Consider the following 26,008-nt stretch of genomic DNA (forward strand, 5'->3'; position numbering starts at 1 on the left):
AAAAAATTATACGTTAGCAATTTGGCTTTTGCCATGTCCGATTCAACTTTAGAAGAGTTGTTTGGATCCGTCGGTCAAGTTGTGTCTGCAAAAGTAATCACGGATCGTGATACTGGACGCAGCAAAGGTTTCGGTTTCGTTGAGATGTCAACAGACGCAGAAGCTGCCGATGCAATTGAAAAATTGAACGGTACAGAAGTTTTGGGACGCGCGATTGGCGTTTCTGAAGCTCGTCCACAACAACCACGTGAAAGTCGCGGTTTTGGTGGCGGCGGTGGAAATGGTGGTGGCCGTGGCGGCCCTGGTGGACGCAGTTCCTCCGGTGGCGGATACAGCCGTTCCGGCTTCTAATTTTAGAAGTTTAAACGAAATGACAAAGAGGCAGGATTTTTCCTGCCTCTTTTTTTACATTCTAACGAGCCGAACAGCCAGATTATCTTTCAGCCCCTACATGTTACCACCGAGGATACTGATAAGGAGACTGATAGGGTTGATTATAACGATACTGTCGATGGTATCGATACTGTTTGGGTGGATAATATCTATGGCAAGGGTCCCCATATGCCCGTCGATACCATTTACATCCTTTGGAACATGGATAGTTGCGACAATACCCATAACTATTCCGAATGAGCAAGATATCTCCATCTTTATAGGAATGAACAGGTGTTTGATACCCCGTTGCATCTGCTGAGCCAATTGTTAATAACCCTAATGCCCCAACAATAAAAATATTTCTTAAAAGCATGGCATATCTCCCAAATTCATAACTCTTCACTCCATAAGATAGGATTTTTTAACTAAGTTTCAATACCTGTTGAAGATTGTCTTGAACAACAGGCCTTCTATAGGCCATAAATAGGCCATGAACTTACAAGAATACTCACCAATTAAAGAGGAAAAGAAATGACACAAACAGCATCAAATACTGGATTAATGGCTGGCAAGCGTGGAATCGTCATGGGACTTGCAAACGATCATTCGCTTGCCTGGGGAATATCAAGGCAACTAGCGGCTCAAGGCGCCGAGATTGCTTTTACTTTTCAATCTGAAGCCTTAGAAAAGCGTGTTCGCCCTCTTGCCCAATCTCTTGGATTCGACTTTGTCCTCCCTTGTGACGTGGGCACCGAAGGCGACATCGCTCGCACATTTGCTGCTCTTAAAGAAAAATGGGGCACGATTGACTTTGTCGTCCATGCCATTGCTTACGCAGATAAGGAAGAGCTTAAAGGAAAATATGCGGAAACCTCACGCAAGAACTTCCTGAATTCCCTCGACATTTCTTGCTATTCCTTTACAGAAACCTGCCGTGAGGCCGCCAAATTGATGCCAGATGGAGGCAACATCATCACCTTGACCTACCACGGTGCGCAACGAGTGATGCCCCATTATAACGTCATGGGCATTGCAAAAGCCGCCCTTGAGGCCAGCGTGAAATATTTAGCGGTCGATTTTGGGGGTCAAAACATTCGGGTCAACGCCATATCAGCCGGTCCTGTCAAAACCCTGGCAGCATCAGGCATTGGTGACTTTCGTTATATTTTGCAATGGAATCAATACAACTCCCCCCTCAAGCGTAATACCACCCTTGATGATGTCGGGGGTGCAAGTGTTTATCTCTTAAGCAACCTTTCCAGCGGTGTGACAGGGGAAATTCATTATGTGGATAGCGGTTACCATGTCGTTGGCATGAAAGCCGTGGATGCCCCGGATATAGCCACAGTCTAGGCTCATGCCCAAGTAAACTAAAGAGCTATCCCTAGACTCTCGCGTTTGTTAAGGAAATGGTAAGGCGAATTAAGATATCTTTGTCCTATAACCTGGCTTTTTAACATCGGGAGTCGTCAATGCGTCGCTTTATTACGGGTATTTTTGCAACTCTAGGGGCATTTACCTTTATTTTTATAGTAGCCTTTGGTTGGTCGGCCTACCTTGCCTCTTCTCCCACGATACCATCCGCATCCCCTACTGAAGCTATTGTTTTGAACCTATCCTTAGGCGATCGGCTCGCTGAACAACCCAGTAATCTCGGGATTTCTTCGCTTGTGCTGGGGCGTCCCCTTTCCGTTTACACAGTGGTTTCTGGTATCATTCAAGCTACCAAAGATAAGAATGTTTCTGGGATTTTGCTAACCCTTGAAGGGAATGGTCTACAAATCGCAACCATTCAAGAAATTCGGGCGGCCCTCAAGAATTTTAAAGCGGCAGGAAAATTCATATACACCTATACGGATACATTTGGTGAGCTCTCTAATGCCACAAAAAGCTACTATCTTGCAGCAATATCCTCAAAAATTTGGGTGATGCCCATGGGTAGCTTTAACATCAATGGATTGTTCTTTGAAGCCCCATTTGCCAAGAAGGCCTTGGAAGACTTGAAAATTCGTCCCCAAGTTGGTCGCCGTGAGGAATACAAGGGATTTATTGAATCTTTGACAGAAAGTGACTTTACGGGCCCTCACAAAGAAAATATGCAGCGCATTCTAAATTCTCTTGCCGGCCAAATTATTGCAGATGTGGCGGCTGATCGGGGATTAGAGATCGAGGAAGTCAAAGGCCTTATCAACACAGCCCCCCACACCCTCAAAGAAGCTTTGAAGACAAAAATGATCGATGAGATCGGCTATAAAGACCAAGTCAAAGAGAGCATCGCCAAATTAACAGGCAAGAAACCAATCTACTATGACTTTGAAGCCTACGCCCAAGGTATCCCTGATTTTTCAAAAGGTGAGAAAATTGCCATTGTGTATGCCGAAGGAACAATTGCGCGTGGAAAAGCGGTCCAAAACCCTCTCATGGATGATGCAATGATTGATGCGGTTGAAGTTGCCAAAATCATACGTGAATCCGGTGAAAACAAAGACATTAAAGCAATTATCTTACGCATTGACTCAGGTGGAGGTAATCCGATCGCCTCTGATTTAATTAACCGGGAAGTCAGTCGCTTGAAAACCAAAAAACCTGTGATCGCCTCTATGGCAGACGCTGCTGCTTCTGGTGGTTATTATATTGCCAGCAATGCCCGAAAGATTGTTGCCCAACCTGCTACAATTACGGGGTCCATTGGAGTCTTTTCAGGTAAACTTGTCACCCAAGAATTTTGGGATCATTATGGAGTGCACTGGGGTGATGTAAGCTATGGAACCAATGCAGCCATGTGGTCAACAAGTACAGTCTTTTCTGATGAGGGCAAGAAGAAATTTGAACGACATTTAGATCATGTCTACACCACTTTCCAAGAACAGGTCGTCAAAGGTCGTGGCCTTGACCCTGAGAAAGTACACCAAATTGCCAAGGGACAAATCTGGACTGGTCTCGAGGCCAAAGAAAATGGCCTTGTTGATGCGATCGGTGGGCTCATGATGGCGATTGATATTGCAAAGAAGGAGGCTGGGATTGCCGCTGATGCCCCCGTTACCCTTCTTCAACTCCCTGCCCCCAAATCATTTGTGGACGTGATGTTTGACCGGAATCGGAATACCGAGACCGCAATATTTGCCCGGTATCCGACTTTACGTATGATTTTGAAACGCCTAGATGATATCTTCTCGACCCCAAGTGTTGAGATGAAAGTGAATCTGCCAAAACCATAAGAGGAATCTGTTGATTGGTTTGTCGACAAAAGCCAACAGGTCCTCTATGATTCATTAGATGAACACTGAATTTGGAGTGCCCAAATGGCTCTTACCCCCTCTTTCATGATCCCCTTAGGAACGGTCGCGCCAGATTTTAAGCTCCTAAACCCCCTTACTAATAAAATTGACTCTCTTCAGGATCTAAAATCCCCAAAAGGGACCGTCGTCATGTTCATTTGTAATCACTGCCCGTTTGTGATACATGTCCTTCCTGAGCTGTTAAAGCTCACAAAATACTACGGTGAACAAGGGGTTTCCTTTATTGCCATCAGTTCAAACGATCCTGTCTCCCATCCCCAAGATGGACCATCCCACATGGCCGAGCTTGCCAAATCCCTCAATTTCACGTTTCCATATCTCTTTGATGACACCCAAGAGGTCGCCAAAGCCTACGAAGCGACGTGCACGCCCGACTTCTTTGTGTTTGATGGCGCATTAAAATGTGTATACCGGGGACAACTGGACGATTCACGTCCCAACAACGGCGTTCCGCTTAGCGGTCAAGACCTTCGTTCGGCCCTCGATGGTCTATTGTCGAGCAATCCGATTTCCCCAGAGCAAAAACCCAGCATGGGATGCAATATAAAGTGGAAAAATTAGCAGTTTTTCGAATTAATTTCTTGACATAAGCTGCCAATAACGTTAGACAAAATAGGTACGTGTCTTTTCATGAACGTATCATGAGAAATATATATTGTCCTTTATTTTTGGGAAAGTGACCCCCATGTTTGCAGTGATTAAAACCGGTGGTAAGCAATATACCGTCCACGAAAATGATGTTCTTTGGGTTGAGAAGCTCGAAGCAGAACCAGGTACTTCCATTGATTTAACCGACGTTTTAATGATCGGCGATGGTAAAAATGTAACCGTTGGCAAACCAACGATTGCTGGTGCTAAGATTAAAGCAACAGTCGTTGAGCAAATGCGTGACCGAAAGGTGATCATCTTTAAGAAGAAGCGTCGCCACAACTATCGTCGCAAAAAAGGACATCGCCAACATTTGACTGTTTTGAAGATTGAGAAAATTGTAGCAGCGTAATAGTCTGCTCCACAGGATATAGGAGATAAGTAATGGCACAAAAAAAGGGTGGTGGTAGTACCAGCAACGGACGCGACTCAGAAGGTCGACGCCTTGGCGTTAAGAAATTTGGACAAGAACATGTTTTGGCTGGCAACATTATCGTTCGCCAACGGGGCACAAAATTCCATCCTGGCAAGAATGTTGGCATGGGTAAAGACCATACCTTGTTTGCCTTGATCGAAGGTGTAGTTGAATTCAAGCGCGGTCAAAAGGATCGCTCATTTGTATCTGTTCTACCCGCTTCATCTACAATCCATTAAACTCTAAAACTCAACCCCCAGGTTGATTTTTTAACCTGGGGGATTTCTTAAAATGATTACCTTTCGAAAAGCAACTCTTCCCGATCTTCCCCTGCTCGATTCCTGGCTCCAAAAGCCTCATGTGAGAGAATTTTGGGACAATAGTGAACGTCAATACACCAACATGAAAAACTATCTTGAAGGCACCAAACACATCCATGACTATTATATCGGGCTCATGGACGGGGCACCCTACTGCCTCCTGTTAACATGCAATGAGACCATAGAACCAGATACCCCCCTTCCTTACCTCCCCTATCTCTCGAAAGACCGCAACATCCACTCCCTTGATTTCATGATTGGGGAAGAGGCATATTTGAGCAAGGGCTTTGGTCCCCAAACATTGCAGGCGTTTTGCTTATACATACAACAGCATGATCCCTTAAGCACCCGCTTTATTATTGATCCCCAGAGCAACAACCCGCGCGCGATTCATGTGTATGAAAAGGCGGGTTTTCAAAAGGTGGGCACCTTTACTCCTGAGGAGGGAGAATTTGCCGGCATATTAACCCATATCATGGTGAAGGACTTGGAAATAAAATGAAAAATAAGTTATACAACATCTTTGTTTTGATACTGATCGCAGCCGCTTTCAATTTCTCCCACGGCGCTGAAGGTACGCAGCCGCATTCTGGCCTTGTCGTGAAAAGAAACCATGAGATTATCCTGAACATCGGAAAGACTAAAGAGCGTCACGCCCCCTTTTCCACCTTTAAAGTTCCCCTAGCCCTTATGGGGTTTGATGCAAAAATCTTAGAATCGAAAGATTCCCCAAAATGGGCCTTTCGGGAAGAATATGAGAAGAATTTCCAAAGCTGGTACACTCGGGAAAAGGGGTTGGAATATCATTGGTGTGAAGACCACACTCCCCTAACGTTCATGAAAAACTCAGTTGTTTGGTATTCCCATCTCATTACACAAAAGCTGGGAAAAGAGAAGTTCGAGGATTATGTCTCAAGGCTCAACTATGGAAATGGCAATGTTTCGGGAACACCTGGAAAGGACGACGGTCTCTTCAACAGTTGGCTCGGGACTTCTCTCGAAATCTCTCCCATAGAGCAGGTTGAGTTCCTTGAAAAGCTTCTCGCTAACGAGCTTCCGTTCTCCAAGGACGCCATGGAAAAGACAAGAGAGATTATGGATCGCGACGAGGCCTGGGATGGCTGGAAGCTATACGGTAAAACAGGTGGTGGCAGCGGGGGCAATGGATGGTTTATTGGATGGATTGAAAAGGACGGAGAACGGCTCGTCTTTGCTCAATACCTTGATAAAGCAGACCCAGGTCTTGATTTGACGGGACTGCCTGTTCATAAATCCGTTGGCCTCACTGCCAAGGAAATAATCAAACGAGACGTCTTGAAATATTTGGGCGTATCGGGGGAGAAATAGAGGCGTCTGAAGACACAAAAAAACCGGGGAAAACCCCGGTTTCTTCTAAAACAAATATTACTGTCTTATTTAATCTTCGTCTCTTTAAACAAGACGTGCTTACGAACCACTGGATCATATTTGCGAAACTCAAACTTCTCAGGCTTCTTTCGTGGATTTTTTGAAGCCACATAAAAATATCCCGTATCCGCTGTGCTGAGCATCTTAATTGCGATCGTTGCTGCTTTAGCCATAATTTATACTCCTTTAAATAAGTGTGGATCTGGGATCCACACCACAATATCTTAACGTTTAGAGAACTGGAAGCGACGACGAGCTTTGCGTTGACCATACTTCTTACGTTCAACAACACGACTGTCACGCGTCAGGAAGCCTTCATGCTTCAAGACAGGACGTAAATCCGGCTCAAAGTATGTTAAGGCCTTGCTGATGCCATGACGAACCGCACCGGCTTGACCGGACAATCCACCACCAACAACCGTACACCAAACATCAAACTGACCGCTGCGATTGGCAACCTGCATGGGTTGAGCAAGCATCATCTGTAAAACAGGACGTGCAAAATATTGGGCACTTCCTTTTCCATTCACAACAATTTGACCTTTACCTGGTTTAATCCAAACACGGGCAATGGCGTTTTTACGCTTTCCCGTTGCATAGGAGCGCCCTTGGGCATCAATCTTTGGGAGAACTGGTTCACTTGGATTCGCGTCTGCACTCTTTGCAGTCGCAGCTGTCGGTGTTTCATTAACAGCCGTTTTCAAATCTTCTAAAGCAATTTTTTCACGTGCCACGATTATATACTCCTTTTATTCTTAGGATTCAGGGCCGCAACATCTAAGTTCTCAGGGTTTTGACCAGCGTGAGGATGGGCTGCACCTGCATAAACTTTCAAATTTCCCATAATTTGACGCCCGAGAGGGCCACGAGGAATCATCCGCTCAACGGCTTTTTCAATGACGCGCTCTGGGTGCTTTCCTTCAAGAATCGTCCCAACAGCGCGCTCTTTAATACCTCCAGGATATCCTGTGTGCCAGTAGAACTTCTTGTCTTTGAGTTTATTGCCCGTCAGCTTCACTTTTTCTGCGTTGACGATCACAACATTGTCGCCGCAATCTACGTGAGGCGTAAACGTAGGCTTGTTTTTCCCACGCAAAATGTTCGCAACGACCACGGCGAGGCGACCCAAAATGAGGTCTTGCGCATCAATGAGAAGCCACTTCTTCTTCACATCTGCTGGTTTTATGGAGATTGTCTTCATTTAATTTCTGTCCATTTTATTAACACATTGATTATGGTTTAGGACATTTAAGGTGTCAGGTCAAGCGTAAAATGCTTTGTTTTCATGGTTTTTTGGACAATGGTATTATAGTACCATAAATATCTGGTCTCTCAATATATTCTGAAAATTGGGTCTTTTGGGACGCGAACAATCTTAATGTAAGATTCACGCGTCCCTAAATTCACATTGTCCGCTATATTTATCACTTCAAGAATTCTTCAAAGACTTTCTTTCTTTCCGACCTCTTATAACTGGCAATCCAACTATTAACTTGAACTGGATCAGTTTCTACACCAATCAGTTTTGCAGTTTCCAGACCTTTCGCTTCAGCAACACTTTTCACCTTCTCCTCAGCGTTTATTATGAGCGTTGGATCTCCAATAAGTTTTGTCACGCTGTCTGGATTGGATAACAAATATGTCATAAAATATATTTTAGCATCATCTTCTTTAACAAAATCTAGATCTTGAATCTGCTCAAAAATTTTGGCGATTTGCTTAACTTTTGTTTTGAGTCCTTCAGCAACTCCCTCTTGAACAACATTTTTTGCCAAATGAGTAAAATCTTTAACGTTCAGGAGGGTCGCACACTCTTTTGCCTCTTTTAAAAATTCTATGTTGGTCAGTTTAGTTTCAAAAATGCTCTTCAATCCGTAATGATCCAGTTTATCGTGTGCAAAAACTGGTTCTACTTCATATTGAGCAACGAACTCTCCCATCTCAATGATGTTTTGTACGAGATCTCCTTGATCCCCAAAACTTTTTAAAAGCTCAGTCCAATCACTTGAATACTGGATATATTTCTGAAAGGGCCTTAATAAATCTGGAGTTATGGCTTCAGAATTTGAAAATTTTCCAAGTACTTCGATAACTTTCATCTTTTCATCAACATATTCAATACAAAGAAAGGATTGTAATGATAAAAATGCGCTGACTCCCTTTTCACCATAGGTAACATTGTCGAGACGCCTTAAATTCTTACACCAATCTTGTAAAGACATAGACTCGGCGCTGAGAACCCTATTTGCCGAGGATATCATTGCACCCGCTTGTTTTAGATCTTTTAAAGTGTTGAAAATCTCTTTCAATTCCCATTGTCCCCGTACTCTCACCTTTAATTGGCCAACCTGGTGGATTAATGTTTCAAGATTTTCATATTTCTCAAGGAACATTAGGTAGTCCACAAATTGATAGTCATCGATATGTGTTACAGAAGTTAGAGAAACAAGTGCATTTATAAGATTTTCCTGGTTGTTTGAATGTTCCAAGTATTCAATCAAATCCGGCCTTATCCCTGTAGACCACGGCGTCGTTTTGATAAGACCAGCGGTCATCAGTTTTGAAACCGATGCCATCACAGGCAATTGGTTTTTAAGAGGTTTAAAGATTTGGACAATCTCATCAAAGTCTTTAATGTTAAAATTGCCTTCCTGGAATAGAGGACACAATTGTTCCAAAAAGGCCTCGCTCGGCTCTTTTTCAAGAAGGCTTTTCAAGTAAGCTTTCAATATGTCCGAGGCTTTAGAACGATAGGCATCTCTTAATTCTATCTCACTGAGATGCATAAACATGATAAATTGTGATGCTTCTAAATTACAGACCTCTAGAGACCTGGCTAGATATGCACTTAAGGCCTTAAAGCCATCTTGCGATGGGGTTTCACCCCAGCATTGGAGAAGTTGTTGGTACCCTCTTTTTGGGTGAACATGATTCATCCAAATGCTCGCATCTTTATAATTGAATGATGAATTCAACACGTTCGCTCTCTTTATAATCTCTGTTGTCGCTTTCACTTGAGCTTTTAGAAGACTAATGAAGTCCTTAGGGAACTTTACAGCATCCGCATTTTGAACAAGAACATAATCACATTTCTCCGGAATAATGGCATCAACATCATATTCTCTTGCAAGAACTTCATGTGGATCCCGATATGGGTAAGCAGCTTCAATTTTCTTAAAAAGCTCCTTTCCAGCATCGCTGTTCAAATCAATGACCCTTAAATTATCATGGATAGTTAAGGTAAGAGGAATGACGATCCCAGATCCTCGTGTATAACCCGCAGCTGTACCTTCATCTTTTGCCGTGTAAAAGCCCCGATTAAAAGCAGCCGTTCCTTGCTCTCTTGAACTCACCACAATTCCATTGTGCATCATACACAACACGTCCTCAATATGAGGCGTGCCATGGTAGACTGTTCCATTGGCGGTATGCTTTTCAAGGATGTCTTCCTTTTTCAAAAGAACACCGCTCTCTCTCAGATCCCCTTTATCTTCAGTGCGCAGACTAATTTTATGCCTCTCCAAAAATTCACGAATCGGCTTCCCATGTCTCTCGGAAAGCTCTTTGACATTGGACAAGAGCTTATGATTTGCAACAGATTCTTTAAGCATTGTAACCGCATTGTGACGACCTTCAAGTCTTCCGTTACGGGCTGTTTTCACAAACTGATCTTGGGCATCAGAAGAGAGCTGTTGTCCACTGGAGACTAATCGACCAAACTCTTCATTTAAGATTGTTTCGCTTTTCTCATCAAACGAGGCGAAAACCAACTCCATGAACCCACGTAAACTGCGCACTGTTTGTTTGTCTGGGGCAAATCCTTGAGGACACTCCAGGTAGGTCAGTTTAGCATTAAGCAAATCCGTCAAGATGTACTCATAGCCTTTAGGTGCGCGAATACGGGGTGAGGTGCTTCCATCTCCCAGCTGCCCATCTCCTAGCTTAAAGGCGAGCCAATCAATGGTCGCTCCCCCTTGAACAACGGCACTTCTCTCAGCGCTTAATCCAAATTGCTTGGCATATTCTTTAACGTCTGCCACAGGAACAACTGATTTTTTTATGACAGATGTATCCTTTTGAAGTCCCAAATGCCGTTCAGCTGCATTGATATAATCTCTCGTTGCGTTGATGACTTTATCTTTTTGTACTTCGTCCATTTGTTCAGGAAAATCTATTACAATGTCAAAGTCACTGCTGACACCCAGCGCTTTGATAAAATTGACAAATCTACCATCCTTTATAATCTGATCAAGCCTTTCAACAACAACTTCCCGAAGCTGTTCTTCCGACAAGGGAGAACCTTGAGTCTTCTCAAGTGCCTTAATATGCGCATGATAGAGTTTCTTATACACATACCCCAAAAGACTACGAACCATCCCTGCTGCCACATATACATTTGCCGTGCAATCCGGTTGTGCTTCGCTCACTCTGTCTTGAACAAATTTATTCAGATTCTTGAAGAAATGTTTGGTTTCAAGGTCCTTAGCTTCGTGATCCCCTTTATGAGGAACCTCTAGGCGATCAAGAATCGATTTAAGCGATTGACCGAGTATTTGCTCTCGAGATTTTTCATCAAGAAATTCAAAGTAGTTCGGAAAGCCACGATTGAGCAACAATTGATGAACCCGGGTTGCTGGATTGAGGCCCCCATCTTGAATCAATGAAGGATGCGATGCTTTTTCCGCTGATGAGATGATATGGGTTGTTCCGAGCAAAACTGCAACAAAGAGGGAAAGTTTGCCCATCTTCATAATAATAATTCCTCATTTAATAGTATATAATAGAATTTTTCAAAGCCTTAAAGGCTTGCCTTATGGCTTAAGTAAGTATTTATTTTTTGAATTTCAATAAAATATTTATATTTAATGCAATGGATCTTCACAGTCAATTGATTTTTACAATATGTCTAATGTGAAATTTAATACAAAAGAAAAGCCCCCTGTCAAAGGGGGCTTGTATTCTTTTCAGTTGGCTATCTGAAGCTTATGACCCCCGACGCAGGAAAGCAGGAATTTCAAGCATATCCAGCTCTTCCGTTGCATTCGCGTCCGAAACTTTAGTCAACTCGGGCTGTGGTTGGAGGGTCTTTGTTCGCGATACCCCTGTGAATCTCTCAAACAAGGATGTTGGGCGACGACGCTCTTCAGGACTTGGTGTGATTTCAAAAGAAGCAACAACCTCCCCATCTGATAATGTGCCAAGAGAGCCCTTTCCTGCGGGATCTTTAGGGGTTGGGGTCAATTCTAAGTCATCAAAGAGACCAGGTGTTTTTGCTTCATTGTCCTCTGATTCAGGTGAAACTTGACCAAAGTCTTCTGTTTCTGGCTCGATATGTTGAGGGATCTCAGAATCAAGACCTCCATATTCCGTATCCTTTGTCATATCCGTGGTGGCGTCAAATGGGTCTGATTCACGCGTGGCTTCCTTTTCTGCTGTTGGACCATAATAAACACTATTCGGAGGCGGAGTTTCCCGAGAAGCCAATGAAGCTGCAGCCATATGAATATGGCGCGGCATCCCTGTTGCGGTTGTTGCGGTAGGGGTTGTTTGAGCTTGAGCTTGCGCTCCCCCAATACCCGTCGCTACAACAGAAACGCGAATGGTCCCATTGAGTTTTTCATCAAATGTCGATCCAAAAATAATATTGGCCTCAGGGTCAACTTCATCACGAATGCGGTTTGCCGCTTCATCAACCTCATACAAGGTCATGTCATAACCGCCGGTGATATTGATCAAAACGCCCTTAGCGCCTTTCATAGAAACATCATCTAGAAGTGGGTTCGATATGGCAGCTTCTGCGGCATCAAGGGCACGTCGATCCCCTTCTGCTTCGCCCGTTCCCATCATGGCTTTGCCCATCTCAGCCATCACAGCCCGAATGTCCGCAAAGTCGAGGTTAATCAAGCCGGGCATCATCATCAAATCGGTCACACCCCGAACACCGGAGTACAAAACGTCATCTGCCATTTTAAAGGCATCGGCAAAGGTTGTCCGCTCATTAGCAATGCGGAATAAATTCTGATTTGGAATAATGATCAGCGTATCCACATATTGTTGAAGTTCCTCAATACCCCGCTCAGCGGTGCGAGAACGATGGGTTCCTTCAAAGTGAAATGGCTTTGTGACAACACCAACAGTTAAAATACCTTCTTCGCGTGCTGCACGGGCAATGACGGGAGCTGCGCCTGTTCCTGTTCCACCGCCCATACCGGCTGTGATGAAAACCATATTGCTGCCCCGCAAATGTTGAATAATTTCATCATGAGATTCTTCGGCAGAAGCTCGACCAACATCTGGTTTTGAGCCTGCGCCGAGTCCTTGTGTGACATTTAGTCCCAGCTGAATCTTGCCCTTAGGCTCAACCAAAGAACCCGCAAGGGCCTGAGCATCGGTGTTGGCAACGACAAATTCAACGCCTTCCAATTTTGCGCGGATCATGTTGCACACAGCGTTGCCACCTGCGCCTCCCACACCAATGACTGTAATTCGGGGCTTCAGTTCTAAGTTATCTACGGTCATGCTTATTTCCTTTTTTTTGTGGCCATTTCTTAATAAAATGTTAATGGGAATCCAGAAGAATATCCACCACAATTTTAAAGCCATTCCCAAGAATTACTTCCACCTCTTTGATTTAAGGCTTCATTACGTCCATTGTGCGACACTACGTCGCTATGCGCGTGGAGTTTAATTTGTCGATTTTTTATAAAGTTATATATCTGAATTTGCTTTACATATTATGCATAATTTTATATATTAAAATAACTATTTTTTGCATTACCATTTTGATCTCCATAGGAAGCATCGCTCTTGAAGCTGAGTTTGACACTAGCCCAAAGAGACTCGATGATTCAAAACAATTACAAAAGACTATAATTTACAAATAAAATTACAAAAAACTTTTAATTTTACTTTTCAATTACCATATAAACCATAAAACACTTATTTAAAGGATATATAGCATGCGTAAAATTTATTATTTAGTCCTAACCTTGATGGCAATTTCGTCTTCATTCGTATCCTCTAGTATGGCCATGGAGGATGTGCAAGAAGATGAATCTGCATTGCAACCTCCCCCGAAAAAGCGGGCCCATTATTGGCATAGTCAAATTGATGATAACGAAGCCATAGGTGATGAGGATGATATTGACGAGAGCAGTTTATTTACTGACGAGGAAGAGGATAAAGATATAAGTAATTTATGTATGTCCATATCTGACGGGGAAGGCGAAGAGGATCATTATAGCTCATATGAGGTAAAGAAACGGATTGATAGTTCATCAGAAGAGCAGCCTGTGACTTACTCATTCGTTCCTACAGATGATTTAACTCCTGAAGAGACGAATTTTTTTCAAGGGAAGATCCGGTTTCTAACCCGTAAAAATAGAATCTTATACATGTCAATTATTCATCACGCATTTAAATTCTTACCAAAAGACTACATGCACTCTAAAGAAAAAGCTCCCGTCTTAACAAACTTGTGCGCGATTCTTGGTGGCTATGAGTACTTTTCATCAACCTCTCAAGATACAGCTACCTACCGCAATTACAATGCTAAACAAGAAAAACAGTTTTTAAAAAGGATCGCTTCAATTGTTCTTGAGTCTAACTCTGAGGTAGACTTTTTGAGCAGGATAAGTTTTGTCCACAATCATTTCAATCGTTTAAGCCACCAAGGACCTGTTAATCGTAGTAAAGTGGAGTATTATACTTTTACGAGTGAAAAGGCTAAAAGATTTAATTATAAAATCAATCAAGACCTCATTCGTAAAACCTTGAAGTATGGAATATACCCAACAAATTGGAATGTTCTTGTTGAGAAGCATCTTCAAATCATGTTCTCATAAATAAAAATTAAAGGGATATATCCCTTATCAGACTTTGCCAAAAAAAGAACAGGGGGACAGGTTTCAAAAAACCTACCCCCCCTTTTTGTCTCTGATTATGAATGATAATTCCTAAAAATTTTCCCGTATCCACGTGGTGGTTCGTTGCCAGAAATGGGTTGGTGTTGACTCGATTTTAAGGGCGTTTTGACTCCCTGCGTAGTCACGCCATCCGTATTGGAGCAACCCTGCACAGGTTGCAAACATCGGGTTTGTGGCAAAGTCGCTTGCCCCAATCACCCCAATCGGCTGGCCTTGACGCACTTGTCTGCCCCATAAGTTGGCAGCCATCTCTCGAATACCAGGGAGTTGACTTCCCCCACCGGTTAAAATAATACGCTGACAAACAAGCCGATCCATCCCCGTTGCTGCAAGGCGATTCCAAATCAATTCTAATGTCTCTTCAACCCGTGCGCGTACAATATGAGTCAGCTGAGACTTGGGAATTTGATGGGTTTGAGGTCCCTGACTTTCCCCCAATTGGGGAACAACAATATTTTCTCGTTCATCTGATGACGACAAAATCACCGTTCCGTAAAGTGTTTTGAGACGTTCGGCTTGAACCAAGGGCGTCGAAATACCCCTGGCAATATCACTCGTCACATGGGCACCCCCTATAGGGATGCTATCTACATGAATCAACGTCCCATCCAGAAAAGAAGCGATGGTCGTTGTGCCCCCGCCCATGTCAATAACCGTTGATCCCAAGGCGAGCTCATCCTCCACCAAAGTTGACAAACCTGACGCATAAGGCGTAACGACAAAGCCACTCACGTCCAAATGACAGCGTCCTATACAATTCTGAAAATTAAGAATTAAGGCTTTGGGAGCAGTCACAAGATGAATGGTAACACTCAATTGGCTCCCCACCATACCCCGTGGATCGTGGATGCCATGAGTACCATCAATAGAGTAACTAATGGGTAGCGCATGAATAATTTGTTGGCTTTCAGGGATTTGTGCATTGCGACCAAAGCTCAAAAGTCGTCTAATATGGGTCTCATCAACTGTTTGGTTGGTGATACTTAAGTGCGATTCAAAAGTTTGTGAGCGCACACACGAAGCGGGCAAATTGACACAAACGCCCGAAATAGTTTGCCCTGCCATTTGTTCGGCAGAATGAACAGCGTTTAATATCGCGTCTTCCAGAGCCTCAAGATCGACAATGAGGGCACCCTTTATCCCTTTTGAAGACTGATGCCCGACACCAATGAGACGTAAAACTTCTCCACCCTTTTCATGGGTGCGGTTTTCCACCTTGGCAATAGCACAACATACCTTACTGGTCCCAATATCCAGAGCTGCAAAAATGTCTTGACGACTTTTAATTGTTTTTTTTGTAAAAATATTCATATGCGTAGTTTATCGAAATTATTCTTCTTTGTCTTGTTGAATTAGGTTTCTTTACCCTTGCCCTTTAGTCGCATTGCAGCGCCTGGTGATAAACGCATAACCATTTGGTTTTGAACGCGCAAATCAACAACGGAAACTTCTGCAGGTTTCACTTTATTTTGTTTTATCAGTAAATCTAACCGAACAAGCGCTCCTTCGACCTTTGTTTCAGGCAATTTAATAAGCAACGTGCGGTCCAGATGCAAGTCCCAGCGACGTCCACCGACTCTTACCAAAGCTGTCAATCTTTTTCGAAGATCAGGAAATTTTTCCAATAGGTGCAAAATTTGCGGTGCATGGACGGGTGCGTCTCCACCAACGATGATCGGTAACTTCTCAAAGGCTTGAAGATTATCGCTACTAATAATGACCCCTTGCTCATCGACAAGGTAATGTTTTTGTTGATGCTGCCATAGAGCTACGGGTTGTCGTTCGTTCAGTTGAATAAAAATGATACCCGGTAATTGACGTTTGACAGTTGCCTGACGTATCCAAGTAATATCTTCCAACTGCTTCTTTATCTGATAGGGATCATACGACAGCAACGGATCTCCCCGACGAACATTTACCACTTCAAGTATCTTCTCTATGGGCGCATTGTGACGCCCTTCAACCATCACGTCCGTAAGGGAAAATCCCAACCGTCCCGTAGCTAAAACCAAAGAGTGATTAACATAATTACCCAATCTTTGTGGATAGCCCCCCCACCACAACACTGCAGGAAACGCAAAAGACATTCCCGTAATCAAAACCAATTTCATCAAACGATTCGACAAGAAGCGACGCATCGTCGTCTCAACACGCCAGGAGGGAGACCCGCGCTTTTGAATCGCTGCTCTGGTTCGAGCTCGAGATTTTGAAGGTTTTACTTTTAGGGCGCGCATACTTTGTGATCACATCTAGCTTGATCCAACATCCAGGATATAAGCTGGTTAAAACTGATACCGCCATGGGCTGCAATTTCAGGCAGCAAGGACAACGGTGACATTCCGGGTTGAGTGTTTAGTTCCAGCAAGTAAAATGCGTCTTGCGCTTCATCGTACATAAAATCAGACCGCGAGACACTGCGGCACCCAAGAACCTGATGCGCTTTCAGACCCAACTCAAGAGCCTTTTGATAAGCCGCAGGCGACAGAGGCGCTGGCATGAAATGTTCGGCTCTTCCTGGGGTGTATTTTGCTGTATAATCATAAAAAGCTTCTCGAGGGCGAATTTCGATCGCCCCAATCGCCCGATTCCCCATAACCCCTACTTGAATTTCTCGACCATCAATGAATTTTTCGATGAGAATAACATCCCCAAAAGCCCACTCTTTTTGAAAGACTTTAAAGTCATCTTCCGAACGAATGATATAAACCCCTTTGCTGGACCCTTCATTAATCGGCTTAATGACATAAGGCATCGGCATGGGATGCGCAAGATCCAAATCATCCTTTGAGACAACTTTCCAAAGAGGAACAGGAATTCCCTCCTGCTCAAATACCCGCCTGGAAAGAACTTTATTCATCGCAATAGCAGAAGCATCTACTCCTGAATGGGTATAAGGGACTCCTAAAATTTCGAGAATTCCCTGAACGGTTCCATCCTCTCCCCCCACACCATGAAGCGCATTAAAAATAACATCTGGTTTCGGAGTCAGAGCCTTGGTCAAGTGTGAAAGATCACGCGTCACATCAACAGGGATTATCTGATGTCCCAGCTCCTGTAGGGCAACCCCAACCAGTCTCCCTGAGTCCAAGGAAACTTCCCTTTCGGCTGACCATCCACCCATCAATATTGCCACACGTTTGCTTGTCATATTTACTCTTTTCCCACTCTTACAATTTCCCAATCAAGCGCGACACCACTGGTCTCAAAGACGCGGCGTTTTACCTCTTCTCCTAAGGATTCTAAATCATTTGCTGTTGCTTGGTCCAGATTTAACAAGAAATTGCAATGTTTTTCGGAGACTTGAGCATCCCCTATTTGCAATCCTCGACATCCAGCCGCATCAATTAACTTCCAGGCTTTTTGTGAATCTGGGTTCTTAAATGTACTTCCTCCCGTACGCCCCCGGATGGGTTGGCTTCTTTCGCGCTCAAGTAATATGGCATCAATAGCATCGCCAATCTTTTGAGGATCCTGCCCGGGGATACCTTTCAAAACAGCTCTTGTAACAATCCAACCGTCTTTCATATTTGTGTGACGATAGGTCATTTCCAATTCTTGAGGCGTTAAGCGATGATGCTTCCCCTTAGGATCTAGAACATCTGCATAAACCAAAATATCTTTGGTTTCGTTGTCGTAGGCGCCTGCATTCATGCGCACGGCCCCGCCAATTGTTCCAGGGATTCCCACCAAAAACTCGAGGCCACCGACGCCTGCATCTCGGCAAGTTAAGGAAACGGTTCGATCAAGGCACCCAGCCCCTACAAAAATAAGATCGTCTTCGATCCGTATATCTGAAAATCCTCTGCCCAACCGAATAACAACACCTGATACACCCCCATCTCGAACCAAAAGATTTGACCCCGCCCCAATGATTGTCACTGGAATTTCTTGAGGCTTATGGGATAAAAAATTGGCCAAATCCTCTTCATCTGCCGGGCGAAACAGAACATCTGCCGGACCACCGACGCGAAACCAAGTTTGCTCAGCCAACCGTGCCTCAGGGGCATAACGGCCCCGAATAGCGGGGAGTTGATCCTGCCACTGCTCCATTCAGTTCGCCGCCTTGAGCGGGCTTTTGAGGGCTTCCAATTGATCCGGCAACGTTGCCGCCCACTGGGTGATGTTCCCCGCTCCTAAACACAAGATCATATCGCCTTCCCGAGGGCCCCCTGGAAATGAAGAATAAGATAAAGCCGCAAGATTTTGGGGATCCGTCAATTCTTGCACCTGAAGCCCAGAAGAAGCTTTGATCGCATCCACCAAATGGCCAGATGTTGCACCCTCAATGGGAGATTCCCCTGCCTCGTATACGGGTGCTACAAGAAGAGCATCCACACCCTCAAAACAGGTGACGTAGTCCGCGAAGAAATGATGCAGGCGGGTATATCGATGGGGCTGGACAACAGCCAGAATCCGACCCGTTGTCGCTTGACGGGCAGCGGCCAAGACTGTTTTGATTTCAACGGGATGATGGGCATAATCATCAATCACGGTGATGCCAGCGCCAACACCTGTTTTTGTAAAGCGCCGCTTAACGCCTGCAAATCCGGCAAATGCCCGGCGAATAACATCATCCTCGAAGCACAATTCTTGAGCAAGTGCAACCACAGCTAACGCATTTTGAACGTTATGTTGCCCCATCATGGGTAAGAATATATCCTTAATTTTTCGAGGAAGGACGGAAATGGATCCCTTGGCTAAAGCGCGATGTGCCAGTGCTGCTGGCGTTGCAATTTCAATATCGAAAGTCGTTCCTTCTGGGCTTTGACGTAGATTTACAGCCCGAACATTCGCATCATCCGTAAACCCATAAGTCATAATACGCCGATCCGACAATTTGGGGAGAAGCGCCCGGACTTCATCATGGTCAAGACACATAATGCCCAAACCATAGAAGGGAATACGCTCAACAAAATCAACAAAAGCTCGCTTCAAATGGTCAAAACTATCATAAAAATCCATGTGCTCTGGATCGATGTTAGTGACAACTGCAATCGTTGCTGGCAGGCGTGTAAAACTGCCATCCGACTCATCGGCTTCAACAATGATCCATTCCCCCTTACCAAGGCGGGCATTGGTTCCATAAGCATTGATGATGCCCCCATTCACAACCGTTGCATCGAGATCAGCCGCATCAAACAATGCCGCCATCAACGATGTCGTCGTTGTCTTTCCATGGGTTCCAGAAATGGCAACGGAGAGCTTAAAGCGCATCAATTCGGCCAGCATCTCTGCTCGACGAATCACTGGAATTCTTTGATCACGGGCTGTTTGAAGTTCGATATTGGACGATTTCACACCAGAAGAAACAACAATGACTTGGGCGCCTTGAATATTGTTCGCCTCATGCCCAATGGTAATCACAATGCCCATTTGGCGTAATCGCTGAATATTCGCATTTTCTGCAATATCACTGCCCCGCACCTCATAGCCTAAGTTATGAAGAACTTCAGCAATGCCGCTCATTCCAATGCCACCAATGCCAATAAAGTGAATGATTTTAACGGTATGGGGAGGAATGCGCATAAGCTTCTGAAACCTTTTTTGGAATATAATTGACCTATCTATTTGGTAGCAAACTTTACCCTATTTGCGCAAGCATTACAGCAAACAAATATACTTCAAATTTTACTTTATTTGTTGAGTTTTGAATGTATTAGAACAACCCCTCGACCATTTGGGCGAGCTTTAGGGCAGCATCGGGTTGCCCGAAGTGATGCATTTTGTCTGCCATAACCTTTAATCCTTTGGGGTCTGTCATGGCACTCACCAAAAGCTCTTGCAGTTTTTGTGACGTAAACCCTTTTTCTAATACAACCCAAGCGGCTCCACTATCACTCAAGCTCATTGCATTGGCTTGCTGATGATTGTCCATGGCATACGGATAAGGAACAAGCAATGCAGGGCGCCCGGATACCCCCAACTCAGCCATAGTAGATGCACCTGCACGGGCAATGATGAGGTGCGCTGCGCGCATTCGTTGGTCAACGTCCTCAAAAAACGGCTTCAATTCTACGGATATCTCTGATTTTTCATAGGCCGCCTTCGTCATTTCTAAAAATTCAGGACGACACTGCTGCCAAATAACTAAGCGCCCGCGAAGATTCGGAGATAAATCGCACAAAGCTTTTGGAATCACATCAGAAAAAATGCGTGCTCCTTGACTGCCCCCAATGATGAGCAACCGAAACGGCTCCTGCCCATTCGATGGTTCGTAAGCATGATCTCGAATCGCCTGAATGGATTGACGAACCGGATTGCCCGTGTAAACGAGTTTGTCCTGAAAAGCATCCGCGAACTTTACGTGTACAAAAGCAACGCCGATGCGCTTGACAAAGCGTGCCACCAAACGATTGGCTCGCCCAAGAACCGCATTCTGTTCATGCAATGCTGTTGGAAGACGCATCACATATCCTGCCAAAACTGCAGGGAGCGATGGATATCCCCCAAACCCTAATACAGCTGAAGGGCGCAACCGAATCATATGAACTATAGCCAAGAAAAAGCTGAGAGCTAAGCCAGCCCCAAGAACAAGCGGCGCCAAGAGTCCCCGCCCCTTCCAAGCAGGCAGAGCTATAACTTTGGAAACACCGGCAGCTTGTTGAAAAACTTGCCCCCGATGGTCCGTCATGATCACGACCTTATACCCGCGCTCATGTAACGTTTGTGCCAAGCTCAACGCCGGAAAAACATGGCCTCCTGTGCCGCCGGAGGAGAGGATGATGGTCTTTGTCATAAAGAATTCCTATCTCGTGGTTTCGATGGCTCATTGTAGTAACCCCCCTTTCCGGCGTCAAGGAACAGGCCACGATCTGACCTATTTGACGTGAAAAAACTTGACGCACCCTCAAATAACTCTTATAGATTTCCTAATTCACGAAAAAACAGAAAGTATACAAAATGAACAAACATATCGCCCATATTTTCTCTTATACTTTTCTATTGGCCAGCCCTTTAATGGCAATGGAAGAACCAATAGATGTTCCAGACTCAGACAAAATCAGCATCACTGGGCTCAAGAGAGAACATGTTGTTCAAGCCCTTTGGGTCAACGCTTCCGGAACAGGGAATGCAGAGATTGCCCGAGCCTATATGCCAACAGCAACCTTCCCGCTGCCAACGCAAGAAGAGGCAAGACAATTCTCAAGCAAGTCAACCGGAAGTTACTTTATGGGACGAAAAATGCCCATCGCTTTTGGAGAAGATTCCTTTGGTGGGTACGGATATAATATGAACCACGGTCCCAATCGCGCCCAAAAAGTCATCGAAGCTTTAAGGATATTAGCTGAAAAAGGAGATGTTACGGAAGCTGCCCTTAAAAAACTCTACGTACCTGTATTGGATGAAGTCCTTAAAATTGAATGGGCGAAAATGAATGCCCTAATTGCTAAGGGGGAGATGGAAAGGACGTTTCCAATGCATACGAATCTCACGGCTATAAAGGATGCGGACTGTGTCGGCCTCACCATGGCGATGGATCTTAATGGCGAACAAACGAAGGGAGCCCAAGAATTTGCTAAAGGATTAGCAGGACATTACATGGGCAGAGGCACAAATACAACCCAAACGCCTGCTCCCACACCAACGACAACGCCCCCTCCTCCTTCAACCAAGGAAGATGCCGTTTCCACACCACCTTTATCGAATAAATTTGAGGAGGATATGAAAGCTGGCCTCCAAGGCATGTTTGGGGGAAAAAGCGAAAAGAAGAAAAATATTAAGAAATAGGACAGTATAAGAAGAGGTGGGGCGAGAGCCCTACCTTATTTCCTTTATCATCTGCACGATTGGACGTCCAAGCCCTTGCCCTGGATCTGTCCAACTTCCAAGGAGATACCCTAATTTCTGATAGAACCCTTGCGCTTCTGCTCCTGCGTTTGTAAGAAGCCTTTTGATGTTTTTATCCCTGGCAAAGACTTCTACTGCCGCGAGCATTTTGGAACCAATCCCCTTATTTTGATACGCAGGTAAAATCGTAACGAGTCGAACAGCTGCTTCGTTTTCTTGAAGCAAATCTAAACGAACCACTCCAACAGTCTTTCCGTCTTTCAAATACACAAAATTGAAATGGTGGGGATTCCGATCGCCCTTATGAGCACGGTCATAAGGAAGGCCCTTAAACAAGATGGCTTCCCGAATCTCATGAACAGGAAGCAAGTCCTCTTCAGTAAGACATAATTTGAGATCGAATTCTTCCATATCACAGAATCTCTGCCGCTCCATGGCGACGGCGAGTAAGCGCAAGAACCATGCCCATAGACATGGCCAGCGCCAAAAGGGAAGACCCTCCATAGCTGATAAACGGCATGGTCATCCCTTTGGTTGGGATAATGTGCAAGGTGGACGACATATTGACCAACGCTTGACTGCCAAATTGAATGATCAGCCCACATACCGCCAAGATCACAAACAGGCTACTTTCATGCATAACCCGCAAGAAAGATCGCACAACGATAAAGGCAAATAAACCAACGACGACAGTGCATAACACAAGCCCAAACTCCTCACCTGCCACAGCAAAAACAAAGTCAGCGTGGGCGTCGGGAATATATTTCTTTACCGTCCCTTCTCCAGGACCCCGCCCGAGCAAACCCCCATTCATAAAGGCTTCTAGAGATTGGTGAACCTGATAGAGGTCGTGTTTGGGATCCCCTGTTGAGGGGTCCAGGAATTGATCAATACGTCTAGCCACGTGGGGAAAGAAAAAATAGGAACTGACCAATCCAAAGATCCCCATACCCGCCACGAGCCCCATCCAAAACAGGGGCATACCGGCTATAAACAACTGCCCAATCCACGCAGCGGTCGTGACCACCGTCATTCCTAAATCTGGTTGCATCATCAACAAGAGAGCAAAAAATCCGAGCAAAGCGCAAGATATCACCATACCTGGGAAACGGGGGTTACGATAGCGCTCTGCCAGCATCCAAGCCACTAAAACAGCAAATGCAGGTTTGACAAACTCTGAAGCTTGCATAGAGAAACTCCCAATGCTTAACCATCGCCTGGCACCTTTTATTTCCATACCATTTGTGATCGTCAAGGCGAGCAAACAAAGACCCAAAATATAGACGAGTGTTGCCAGTCTTCGCGTTTGGCGCGGGGTCATGAGAGATGTTGCAACCAAAATAAAGAGCGTCGGAATCATCATAATGAGATGGCGCTTCACAAAGTAAAACCCGCCCAAATTTAAGCGGTCAGCAACTGGAGGGATTGCCGCAAAACTTAACAGAATACCAATGCCCATTAAAATAGTGATGGCACCCAAACTCCATCGATCAACGGTCCACCACCAGCGACCTAAAATACTGGTATCGCGGCGGGAAAAAGTATAGTTCTTCGGCTTTACAGATGATGCTTGGGCAAGAAGAGGGATATCTGTGAGCTCAGCCGGCTCAATCAACGGCTTCAAGGTTGGTTCACGACGGGACCAGCGTTTGTCTGAAAAAGCACCTTTTAACATTTATGCCTCCAAAGACTGAACAAGTTGGCAGAAGACTTCGCCCCGGTGTTCAAAGTCTTGAAATTGGTCAAAACTTGCGCAAGCGGGCGACAAGAGAATGACGGGATTATTCGCCCCATCCGCTAAAGCCTGACGAAAGGAATCCTTCACCGCATTTTCCATTGTTCCCGACTTTGTATATGGCACTTTTTCCTCCAAGGTTGCAGCGAATTGATCTTGTGCGTCACCTATCAAGAAAGTATGCACAATTTTGGGAAAATAGGAAGCCAGGGAATCAATACCATCACTCTTTGCTTTTCCGCCTGCAATCCAATAAATTTTGTCAAAAGTGGCAAGAGCCTTGGCCGTTGCATCCGCATTTGTTCCCTTACTGTCATTGATAAAGGTAATGCCGCTTAAATTCCGTACCCATTCCTGGCGATGGGCCAATCCCGGAAAGGTTTTCATGGCATCCACAATATCGTCTTTCGCAAGTCCTAAAGCGCGACAAACACCATAGGCAATAGCTGCATTTTGGAAATTATGAGTCCCTTTTAAGGTGGGCAAGGAAGAGAGCTCAAGGACGCGACCGAATCCATCCAACAACCACCCCTCTTGACCATAAATTCCCTCGTCAAGGGGCCGTGTCACGGAGACAGGTACGGTGGATTGTATTTTTGAAATTTCCTGCCAAACGGAATCAGAAAAAGCGTCATCTACCCCAATCACGGCTGTCTGCTTCTGGTGGATCGTTTGGAAAATTCGTTTCTTCGCAGCCACATAATTTTCCAAAGAACCATGGCGATCCAAATGATCCGGCGAAATGTTCATCCAAGCAGCCACATCCAAATCCAACGGACCAAAAAGTTCTAACTGATAAGAGGAAAGCTCGAGAACATAGGTCCCAGCATCTGGCAAATCGAGCATCGGCGTGCCAATGTTTCCACCTACTTGAGCATCCACACCACAGCTTTTTAGAATATGCCCCACAAGGGCGGTTGTTGTGGATTTTCCGTTTGTTCCTGTAATGCCCACAAACCGGGCGTCTGGATGAGCAGCTCTCAACAAATCACCATCCCCAATAATGGGAATCTGCCTTTGACGGGCTTCTTGTGTCAACGAGTGAGGTGCTGGCAATCCCAAAGGAATGCCGGGACTTTGAATGAGCGCTGCCACTTGACCCCAAGGAATTTCAGGGACAACAATTGCCCCTACTTTTTCTGCTTCAGATACTTTCGAGGAATTATCGTCAACGGCGATCACAGATGCACCCCTCGCCAACAACCATTTCAGAGTTGAGAAACCAGATCGGGCGAGGCCCAAAACCACATATGTTTTTCCACAAACCGGGAACCAAGGACGCATCATCTTGTTATAAGTCCTGAAAGACGTTCGTAGCCAATATTCTATATAAAATAACCTAACATACCATTCTTATTTCATAAAAGGCCATAGAAATTACAGTTTTACTTCCCACCTCGTTATTACTATGAAGGGATATGACAAAAATGATGATTTTTACCAAAAGCCATAATTTTAAGACTCCTTTAACAAACTTGGCTTTTAGCCTTTTCTTAATTCCACCAGAAGAACATTGACTTTATCTATATGACTTGATGATTTTGCCTTTTCGGCGAGGACCTCTAAACAAAATAGAAATTCTTTTTTCGAGTCAAATGACATGAAACCATGAAAATTGAGACCGGTATCCTTTTTATAGGTTAAAATATATTTTTCTACATCTCCCTTGCGTTCAATTTTGCTCTCAAAACACTCAGGGCCTTCGGGTGTTGAAAAATATAAATCATATAGTAATTTTGCTCTGCGATTCAAAAGCAGTTCTTTATCAATGGGAAAGCTCGATTTTGAATTAACCTTATTATCTAGTTTATTTCCTACAAGAACTAAAACTGCTGATGTCCTGCGAATCATTCTTGAGGAAGTTTCAGGCTCCTCCTCCGACACAGCGGCTGAATTCGTCAGTAATGCATTCAGCGTCTGAGAGGCGGTCAGTTCTTGGGGAAGCACTCTTGCAATGTCATCAAATGGCGTTCTACGTCCATCATCCATGCCAAAGCTACCCTTAGCTAAACCAAACCCCATCAGAATTCCGATTAACTTTTTGCCCATAACAAGTCTCCAGTGTTATATGAAACATATACTTTTTGAAATTTCGC

At 44.6% G+C, this 26,008-nt stretch carries 26 protein-coding genes; 10 read left to right on the plus strand and 16 right to left on the minus strand.

Features of this window, described 5'->3' with window-relative positions:
- Positions 1-351 (plus strand): RNA-binding protein (locus tag K2Y18_01170; GenBank protein ID MBX9804343.1); only part of this gene is annotated, 351 nt, incomplete at its 5' end.
- Positions 352-454: 103 nt separating this feature from the next.
- Here the strand turns inward: K2Y18_01170 and K2Y18_01175 are convergent.
- Positions 455-748 (minus strand): hypothetical protein, encoded by a 294-nt coding sequence (locus K2Y18_01175; GenBank protein MBX9804344.1) that lies wholly within the window; start codon positions 746-748, stop codon positions 455-457.
- Between the two features lie 158 nt (positions 749-906).
- Here K2Y18_01175 and fabI point away from each other — a divergent pair, with 158 nt between their 5' ends.
- The 7 genes from fabI (at position 907) to K2Y18_01210 (ending at position 6,404) form a co-directional block, all read left to right on the plus strand.
- Positions 907-1,728, plus strand: a complete 822-nt coding sequence (gene fabI / locus K2Y18_01180) for an enoyl-ACP reductase FabI (GenBank protein MBX9804345.1) — start codon at positions 907-909, stop codon at positions 1,726-1,728.
- A gap of 119 nt (positions 1,729-1,847) precedes the next feature.
- Positions 1,848-3,593 (plus strand): signal peptide peptidase SppA, encoded by a 1,746-nt coding sequence (gene sppA, locus K2Y18_01185; protein ID MBX9804346.1) that lies wholly within the window; start codon positions 1,848-1,850, stop codon positions 3,591-3,593.
- A gap of 84 nt (positions 3,594-3,677) precedes the next feature.
- Positions 3,678-4,235 (plus strand): thioredoxin family protein, encoded by a 558-nt coding sequence (locus K2Y18_01190; GenBank protein ID MBX9804347.1) that lies wholly within the window; start codon positions 3,678-3,680, stop codon positions 4,233-4,235.
- A 124-nt stretch (positions 4,236-4,359) separates the two neighbouring features.
- Positions 4,360-4,674 carry a 50S ribosomal protein L21 gene (gene rplU, locus K2Y18_01195; protein ID MBX9804348.1) on the plus strand — a complete coding sequence of 105 codons (315 nt, stop codon included), beginning with the start codon at positions 4,360-4,362 and terminating at the stop codon, positions 4,672-4,674.
- Positions 4,675-4,706: 32 nt separating this feature from the next.
- Entirely contained in the window at positions 4,707-4,976 is a 270-nt protein-coding gene (rpmA, locus tag K2Y18_01200; protein MBX9804349.1) for a 50S ribosomal protein L27, read from the plus strand.
- A gap of 52 nt (positions 4,977-5,028) precedes the next feature.
- On the plus strand, positions 5,029-5,559 hold the full coding sequence (locus K2Y18_01205; protein MBX9804350.1) for an acetyltransferase: 531 nt from the start codon (positions 5,029-5,031) through the stop codon (positions 5,557-5,559).
- A complete protein-coding gene (locus tag K2Y18_01210; protein MBX9804351.1) occupies positions 5,556-6,404 on the plus strand; it encodes a class D beta-lactamase in 849 nt (282 codons plus the stop codon). The genes K2Y18_01205 and K2Y18_01210 overlap by 4 nt, the downstream gene beginning before the upstream one ends.
- Positions 6,405-6,469: 65 nt before the next feature.
- Here the strand turns inward: K2Y18_01210 and rpmG are convergent, their stop codons facing one another.
- From rpmG to ftsZ, 5 genes are all read right to left on the minus strand, one after another.
- Complete coding sequence (gene rpmG / locus K2Y18_01215; GenBank protein ID MBX9804352.1) at positions 6,470-6,637, minus strand: 50S ribosomal protein L33; 168 nt, start codon at positions 6,635-6,637, stop codon at positions 6,470-6,472.
- Between the two features lie 51 nt (positions 6,638-6,688).
- Complete coding sequence (gene rpsI, locus K2Y18_01220; GenBank protein MBX9804353.1) at positions 6,689-7,198, minus strand: 30S ribosomal protein S9; 510 nt, start codon at positions 7,196-7,198, stop codon at positions 6,689-6,691.
- Between the two features lie 2 nt (positions 7,199-7,200).
- The gene (rplM, locus tag K2Y18_01225; GenBank protein ID MBX9804354.1) at positions 7,201-7,665 is read right to left on the minus strand and encodes a 50S ribosomal protein L13; all 465 of its coding nucleotides are present in this window, start codon (positions 7,663-7,665) and stop codon (positions 7,201-7,203) included.
- A 223-nt stretch (positions 7,666-7,888) separates the two neighbouring features.
- Complete coding sequence (locus K2Y18_01230) at positions 7,889-11,215, minus strand: hypothetical protein (protein MBX9804355.1); 3,327 nt, start codon at positions 11,213-11,215, stop codon at positions 7,889-7,891.
- A 232-nt stretch (positions 11,216-11,447) separates the two neighbouring features.
- On the minus strand, positions 11,448-12,983 hold the full coding sequence (ftsZ, locus tag K2Y18_01235; protein MBX9804356.1) for a cell division protein FtsZ: 1,536 nt from the start codon (positions 12,981-12,983) through the stop codon (positions 11,448-11,450).
- A gap of 440 nt (positions 12,984-13,423) precedes the next feature.
- Between ftsZ and K2Y18_01240 the strand changes: the two genes are divergently transcribed.
- Positions 13,424-14,308 carry a hypothetical protein gene (locus tag K2Y18_01240; GenBank protein MBX9804357.1) on the plus strand — a complete coding sequence of 295 codons (885 nt, stop codon included), beginning with the start codon at positions 13,424-13,426 and terminating at the stop codon, positions 14,306-14,308.
- A 111-nt stretch (positions 14,309-14,419) separates the two neighbouring features.
- Here K2Y18_01240 and ftsA read toward each other — a convergent pair whose 3' ends face one another.
- The 6 genes from ftsA to murG form a co-directional block, all read right to left on the minus strand.
- Positions 14,420-15,700 (minus strand): cell division protein FtsA, encoded by a 1,281-nt coding sequence (gene ftsA, locus K2Y18_01245; protein ID MBX9804358.1) that lies wholly within the window; start codon positions 15,698-15,700, stop codon positions 14,420-14,422.
- A 41-nt stretch (positions 15,701-15,741) separates the two neighbouring features.
- Entirely contained in the window at positions 15,742-16,623 is an 882-nt protein-coding gene (locus K2Y18_01250) for a cell division protein FtsQ/DivIB (protein MBX9804359.1), read from the minus strand.
- Complete coding sequence (locus K2Y18_01255) at positions 16,611-17,537, minus strand: D-alanine--D-alanine ligase (protein MBX9804360.1); 927 nt, start codon at positions 17,535-17,537, stop codon at positions 16,611-16,613. Before K2Y18_01255 ends, K2Y18_01250 begins: the two co-directional genes overlap by 13 nt.
- Before the next feature lie 2 nt (positions 17,538-17,539).
- On the minus strand, positions 17,540-18,439 hold the full coding sequence (gene murB, locus K2Y18_01260; GenBank protein ID MBX9804361.1) for a UDP-N-acetylmuramate dehydrogenase: 900 nt from the start codon (positions 18,437-18,439) through the stop codon (positions 17,540-17,542).
- Positions 18,440-19,915, minus strand: a complete 1,476-nt coding sequence (gene murC, locus K2Y18_01265; GenBank protein ID MBX9804362.1) for a UDP-N-acetylmuramate--L-alanine ligase — start codon at positions 19,913-19,915, stop codon at positions 18,440-18,442.
- Positions 19,916-20,045: 130 nt separating this feature from the next.
- The gene (gene murG, locus K2Y18_01270; protein ID MBX9804363.1) at positions 20,046-21,125 is read right to left on the minus strand and encodes an undecaprenyldiphospho-muramoylpentapeptide beta-N-acetylglucosaminyltransferase; all 1,080 of its coding nucleotides are present in this window, start codon (positions 21,123-21,125) and stop codon (positions 20,046-20,048) included.
- A gap of 164 nt (positions 21,126-21,289) precedes the next feature.
- Here murG and K2Y18_01275 point away from each other — a divergent pair, with 164 nt between their 5' ends.
- Complete coding sequence (locus K2Y18_01275) at positions 21,290-22,117, plus strand: hypothetical protein (GenBank protein ID MBX9804364.1); 828 nt, start codon at positions 21,290-21,292, stop codon at positions 22,115-22,117.
- A gap of 30 nt (positions 22,118-22,147) precedes the next feature.
- Here the strand turns inward: K2Y18_01275 and K2Y18_01280 are convergent, their stop codons facing one another.
- The 4 genes from K2Y18_01280 to K2Y18_01295 all read right to left on the minus strand — a co-directional run bounded on the left by K2Y18_01280 (position 22,148) and on the right by K2Y18_01295 (position 25,961).
- Complete coding sequence (locus K2Y18_01280; GenBank protein MBX9804365.1) at positions 22,148-22,633, minus strand: GNAT family N-acetyltransferase; 486 nt, start codon at positions 22,631-22,633, stop codon at positions 22,148-22,150.
- Positions 22,590-23,852: a putative lipid II flippase FtsW gene (locus tag K2Y18_01285; protein MBX9804366.1), complete on the minus strand. Its 1,263-nt coding sequence runs from the start codon at positions 23,850-23,852 to the stop codon at positions 22,590-22,592. The genes K2Y18_01280 and K2Y18_01285 overlap by 44 nt, the downstream gene beginning before the upstream one ends.
- Complete coding sequence (gene murD / locus K2Y18_01290) at positions 23,853-25,196, minus strand: UDP-N-acetylmuramoyl-L-alanine--D-glutamate ligase (protein MBX9804367.1); 1,344 nt, start codon at positions 25,194-25,196, stop codon at positions 23,853-23,855.
- Positions 25,197-25,394: 198 nt separating this feature from the next.
- The gene (locus tag K2Y18_01295; protein MBX9804368.1) at positions 25,395-25,961 is read right to left on the minus strand and encodes a hypothetical protein; all 567 of its coding nucleotides are present in this window, start codon (positions 25,959-25,961) and stop codon (positions 25,395-25,397) included.
- Positions 25,962-26,008: the final 47 nt, after the last annotated feature.

The organism is Alphaproteobacteria bacterium (assembly GCA_019746225.1).
In the GTDB taxonomy this organism is placed as follows: Bacteria; Pseudomonadota; Alphaproteobacteria; order Paracaedibacterales; family VGCI01; genus VGCI01.

What these genes read in the sequence shown, in the direction of transcription:
- K2Y18_01175 (MBX9804344.1), bottom strand. Translation starts at nt 748, where the DNA reads ATGCTTTTAAGAAATATTTTTATTGTTGGGGCATTAGGGTTATTAACA.
- fabI (MBX9804345.1), top strand. Translation starts at nt 907, where the DNA reads ATGACACAAACAGCATCAAATACTGGATTAATGGCTGGCAAGCGTGGA.
- sppA (MBX9804346.1), top strand. Translation starts at nt 1,848, where the DNA reads ATGCGTCGCTTTATTACGGGTATTTTTGCAACTCTAGGGGCATTTACC.
- K2Y18_01190 (MBX9804347.1), top strand. Translation starts at nt 3,678, where the DNA reads ATGGCTCTTACCCCCTCTTTCATGATCCCCTTAGGAACGGTCGCGCCA.
- rplU (MBX9804348.1), top strand. Translation starts at nt 4,360, where the DNA reads ATGTTTGCAGTGATTAAAACCGGTGGTAAGCAATATACCGTCCACGAA.
- rpmA (MBX9804349.1), top strand. Translation starts at nt 4,707, where the DNA reads ATGGCACAAAAAAAGGGTGGTGGTAGTACCAGCAACGGACGCGACTCA.
- K2Y18_01205 (MBX9804350.1), top strand. Translation starts at nt 5,029, where the DNA reads ATGATTACCTTTCGAAAAGCAACTCTTCCCGATCTTCCCCTGCTCGAT.
- K2Y18_01210 (MBX9804351.1), top strand. Translation starts at nt 5,556, where the DNA reads ATGAAAAATAAGTTATACAACATCTTTGTTTTGATACTGATCGCAGCC.
- rpmG (MBX9804352.1), bottom strand. Translation starts at nt 6,637, where the DNA reads ATGGCTAAAGCAGCAACGATCGCAATTAAGATGCTCAGCACAGCGGAT.
- rplM (MBX9804354.1), bottom strand. Translation starts at nt 7,665, where the DNA reads ATGAAGACAATCTCCATAAAACCAGCAGATGTGAAGAAGAAGTGGCTT.
- K2Y18_01230 (MBX9804355.1), bottom strand. Translation starts at nt 11,215, where the DNA reads ATGAAGATGGGCAAACTTTCCCTCTTTGTTGCAGTTTTGCTCGGAACA.
- ftsZ (MBX9804356.1), bottom strand. Translation starts at nt 12,983, where the DNA reads ATGACCGTAGATAACTTAGAACTGAAGCCCCGAATTACAGTCATTGGT.
- K2Y18_01240 (MBX9804357.1), top strand. Translation starts at nt 13,424, where the DNA reads ATGCGTAAAATTTATTATTTAGTCCTAACCTTGATGGCAATTTCGTCT.
- ftsA (MBX9804358.1), bottom strand. Translation starts at nt 15,700, where the DNA reads ATGAATATTTTTACAAAAAAAACAATTAAAAGTCGTCAAGACATTTTT.
- K2Y18_01250 (MBX9804359.1), bottom strand. Translation starts at nt 16,623, where the DNA reads ATGCGCGCCCTAAAAGTAAAACCTTCAAAATCTCGAGCTCGAACCAGA.
- K2Y18_01255 (MBX9804360.1), bottom strand. Translation starts at nt 17,537, where the DNA reads ATGACAAGCAAACGTGTGGCAATATTGATGGGTGGATGGTCAGCCGAA.
- murB (MBX9804361.1), bottom strand. Translation starts at nt 18,439, where the DNA reads ATGGAGCAGTGGCAGGATCAACTCCCCGCTATTCGGGGCCGTTATGCC.
- murC (MBX9804362.1), bottom strand. Translation starts at nt 19,915, where the DNA reads ATGCGCATTCCTCCCCATACCGTTAAAATCATTCACTTTATTGGCATT.
- murG (MBX9804363.1), bottom strand. Translation starts at nt 21,125, where the DNA reads ATGACAAAGACCATCATCCTCTCCTCCGGCGGCACAGGAGGCCATGTT.
- K2Y18_01275 (MBX9804364.1), top strand. Translation starts at nt 21,290, where the DNA reads ATGAACAAACATATCGCCCATATTTTCTCTTATACTTTTCTATTGGCC.
- K2Y18_01285 (MBX9804366.1), bottom strand. Translation starts at nt 23,852, where the DNA reads ATGTTAAAAGGTGCTTTTTCAGACAAACGCTGGTCCCGTCGTGAACCA.
- murD (MBX9804367.1), bottom strand. Translation starts at nt 25,196, where the DNA reads ATGCGTCCTTGGTTCCCGGTTTGTGGAAAAACATATGTGGTTTTGGGC.
- K2Y18_01295 (MBX9804368.1), bottom strand. Translation starts at nt 25,961, where the DNA reads ATGGGCAAAAAGTTAATCGGAATTCTGATGGGGTTTGGTTTAGCTAAG.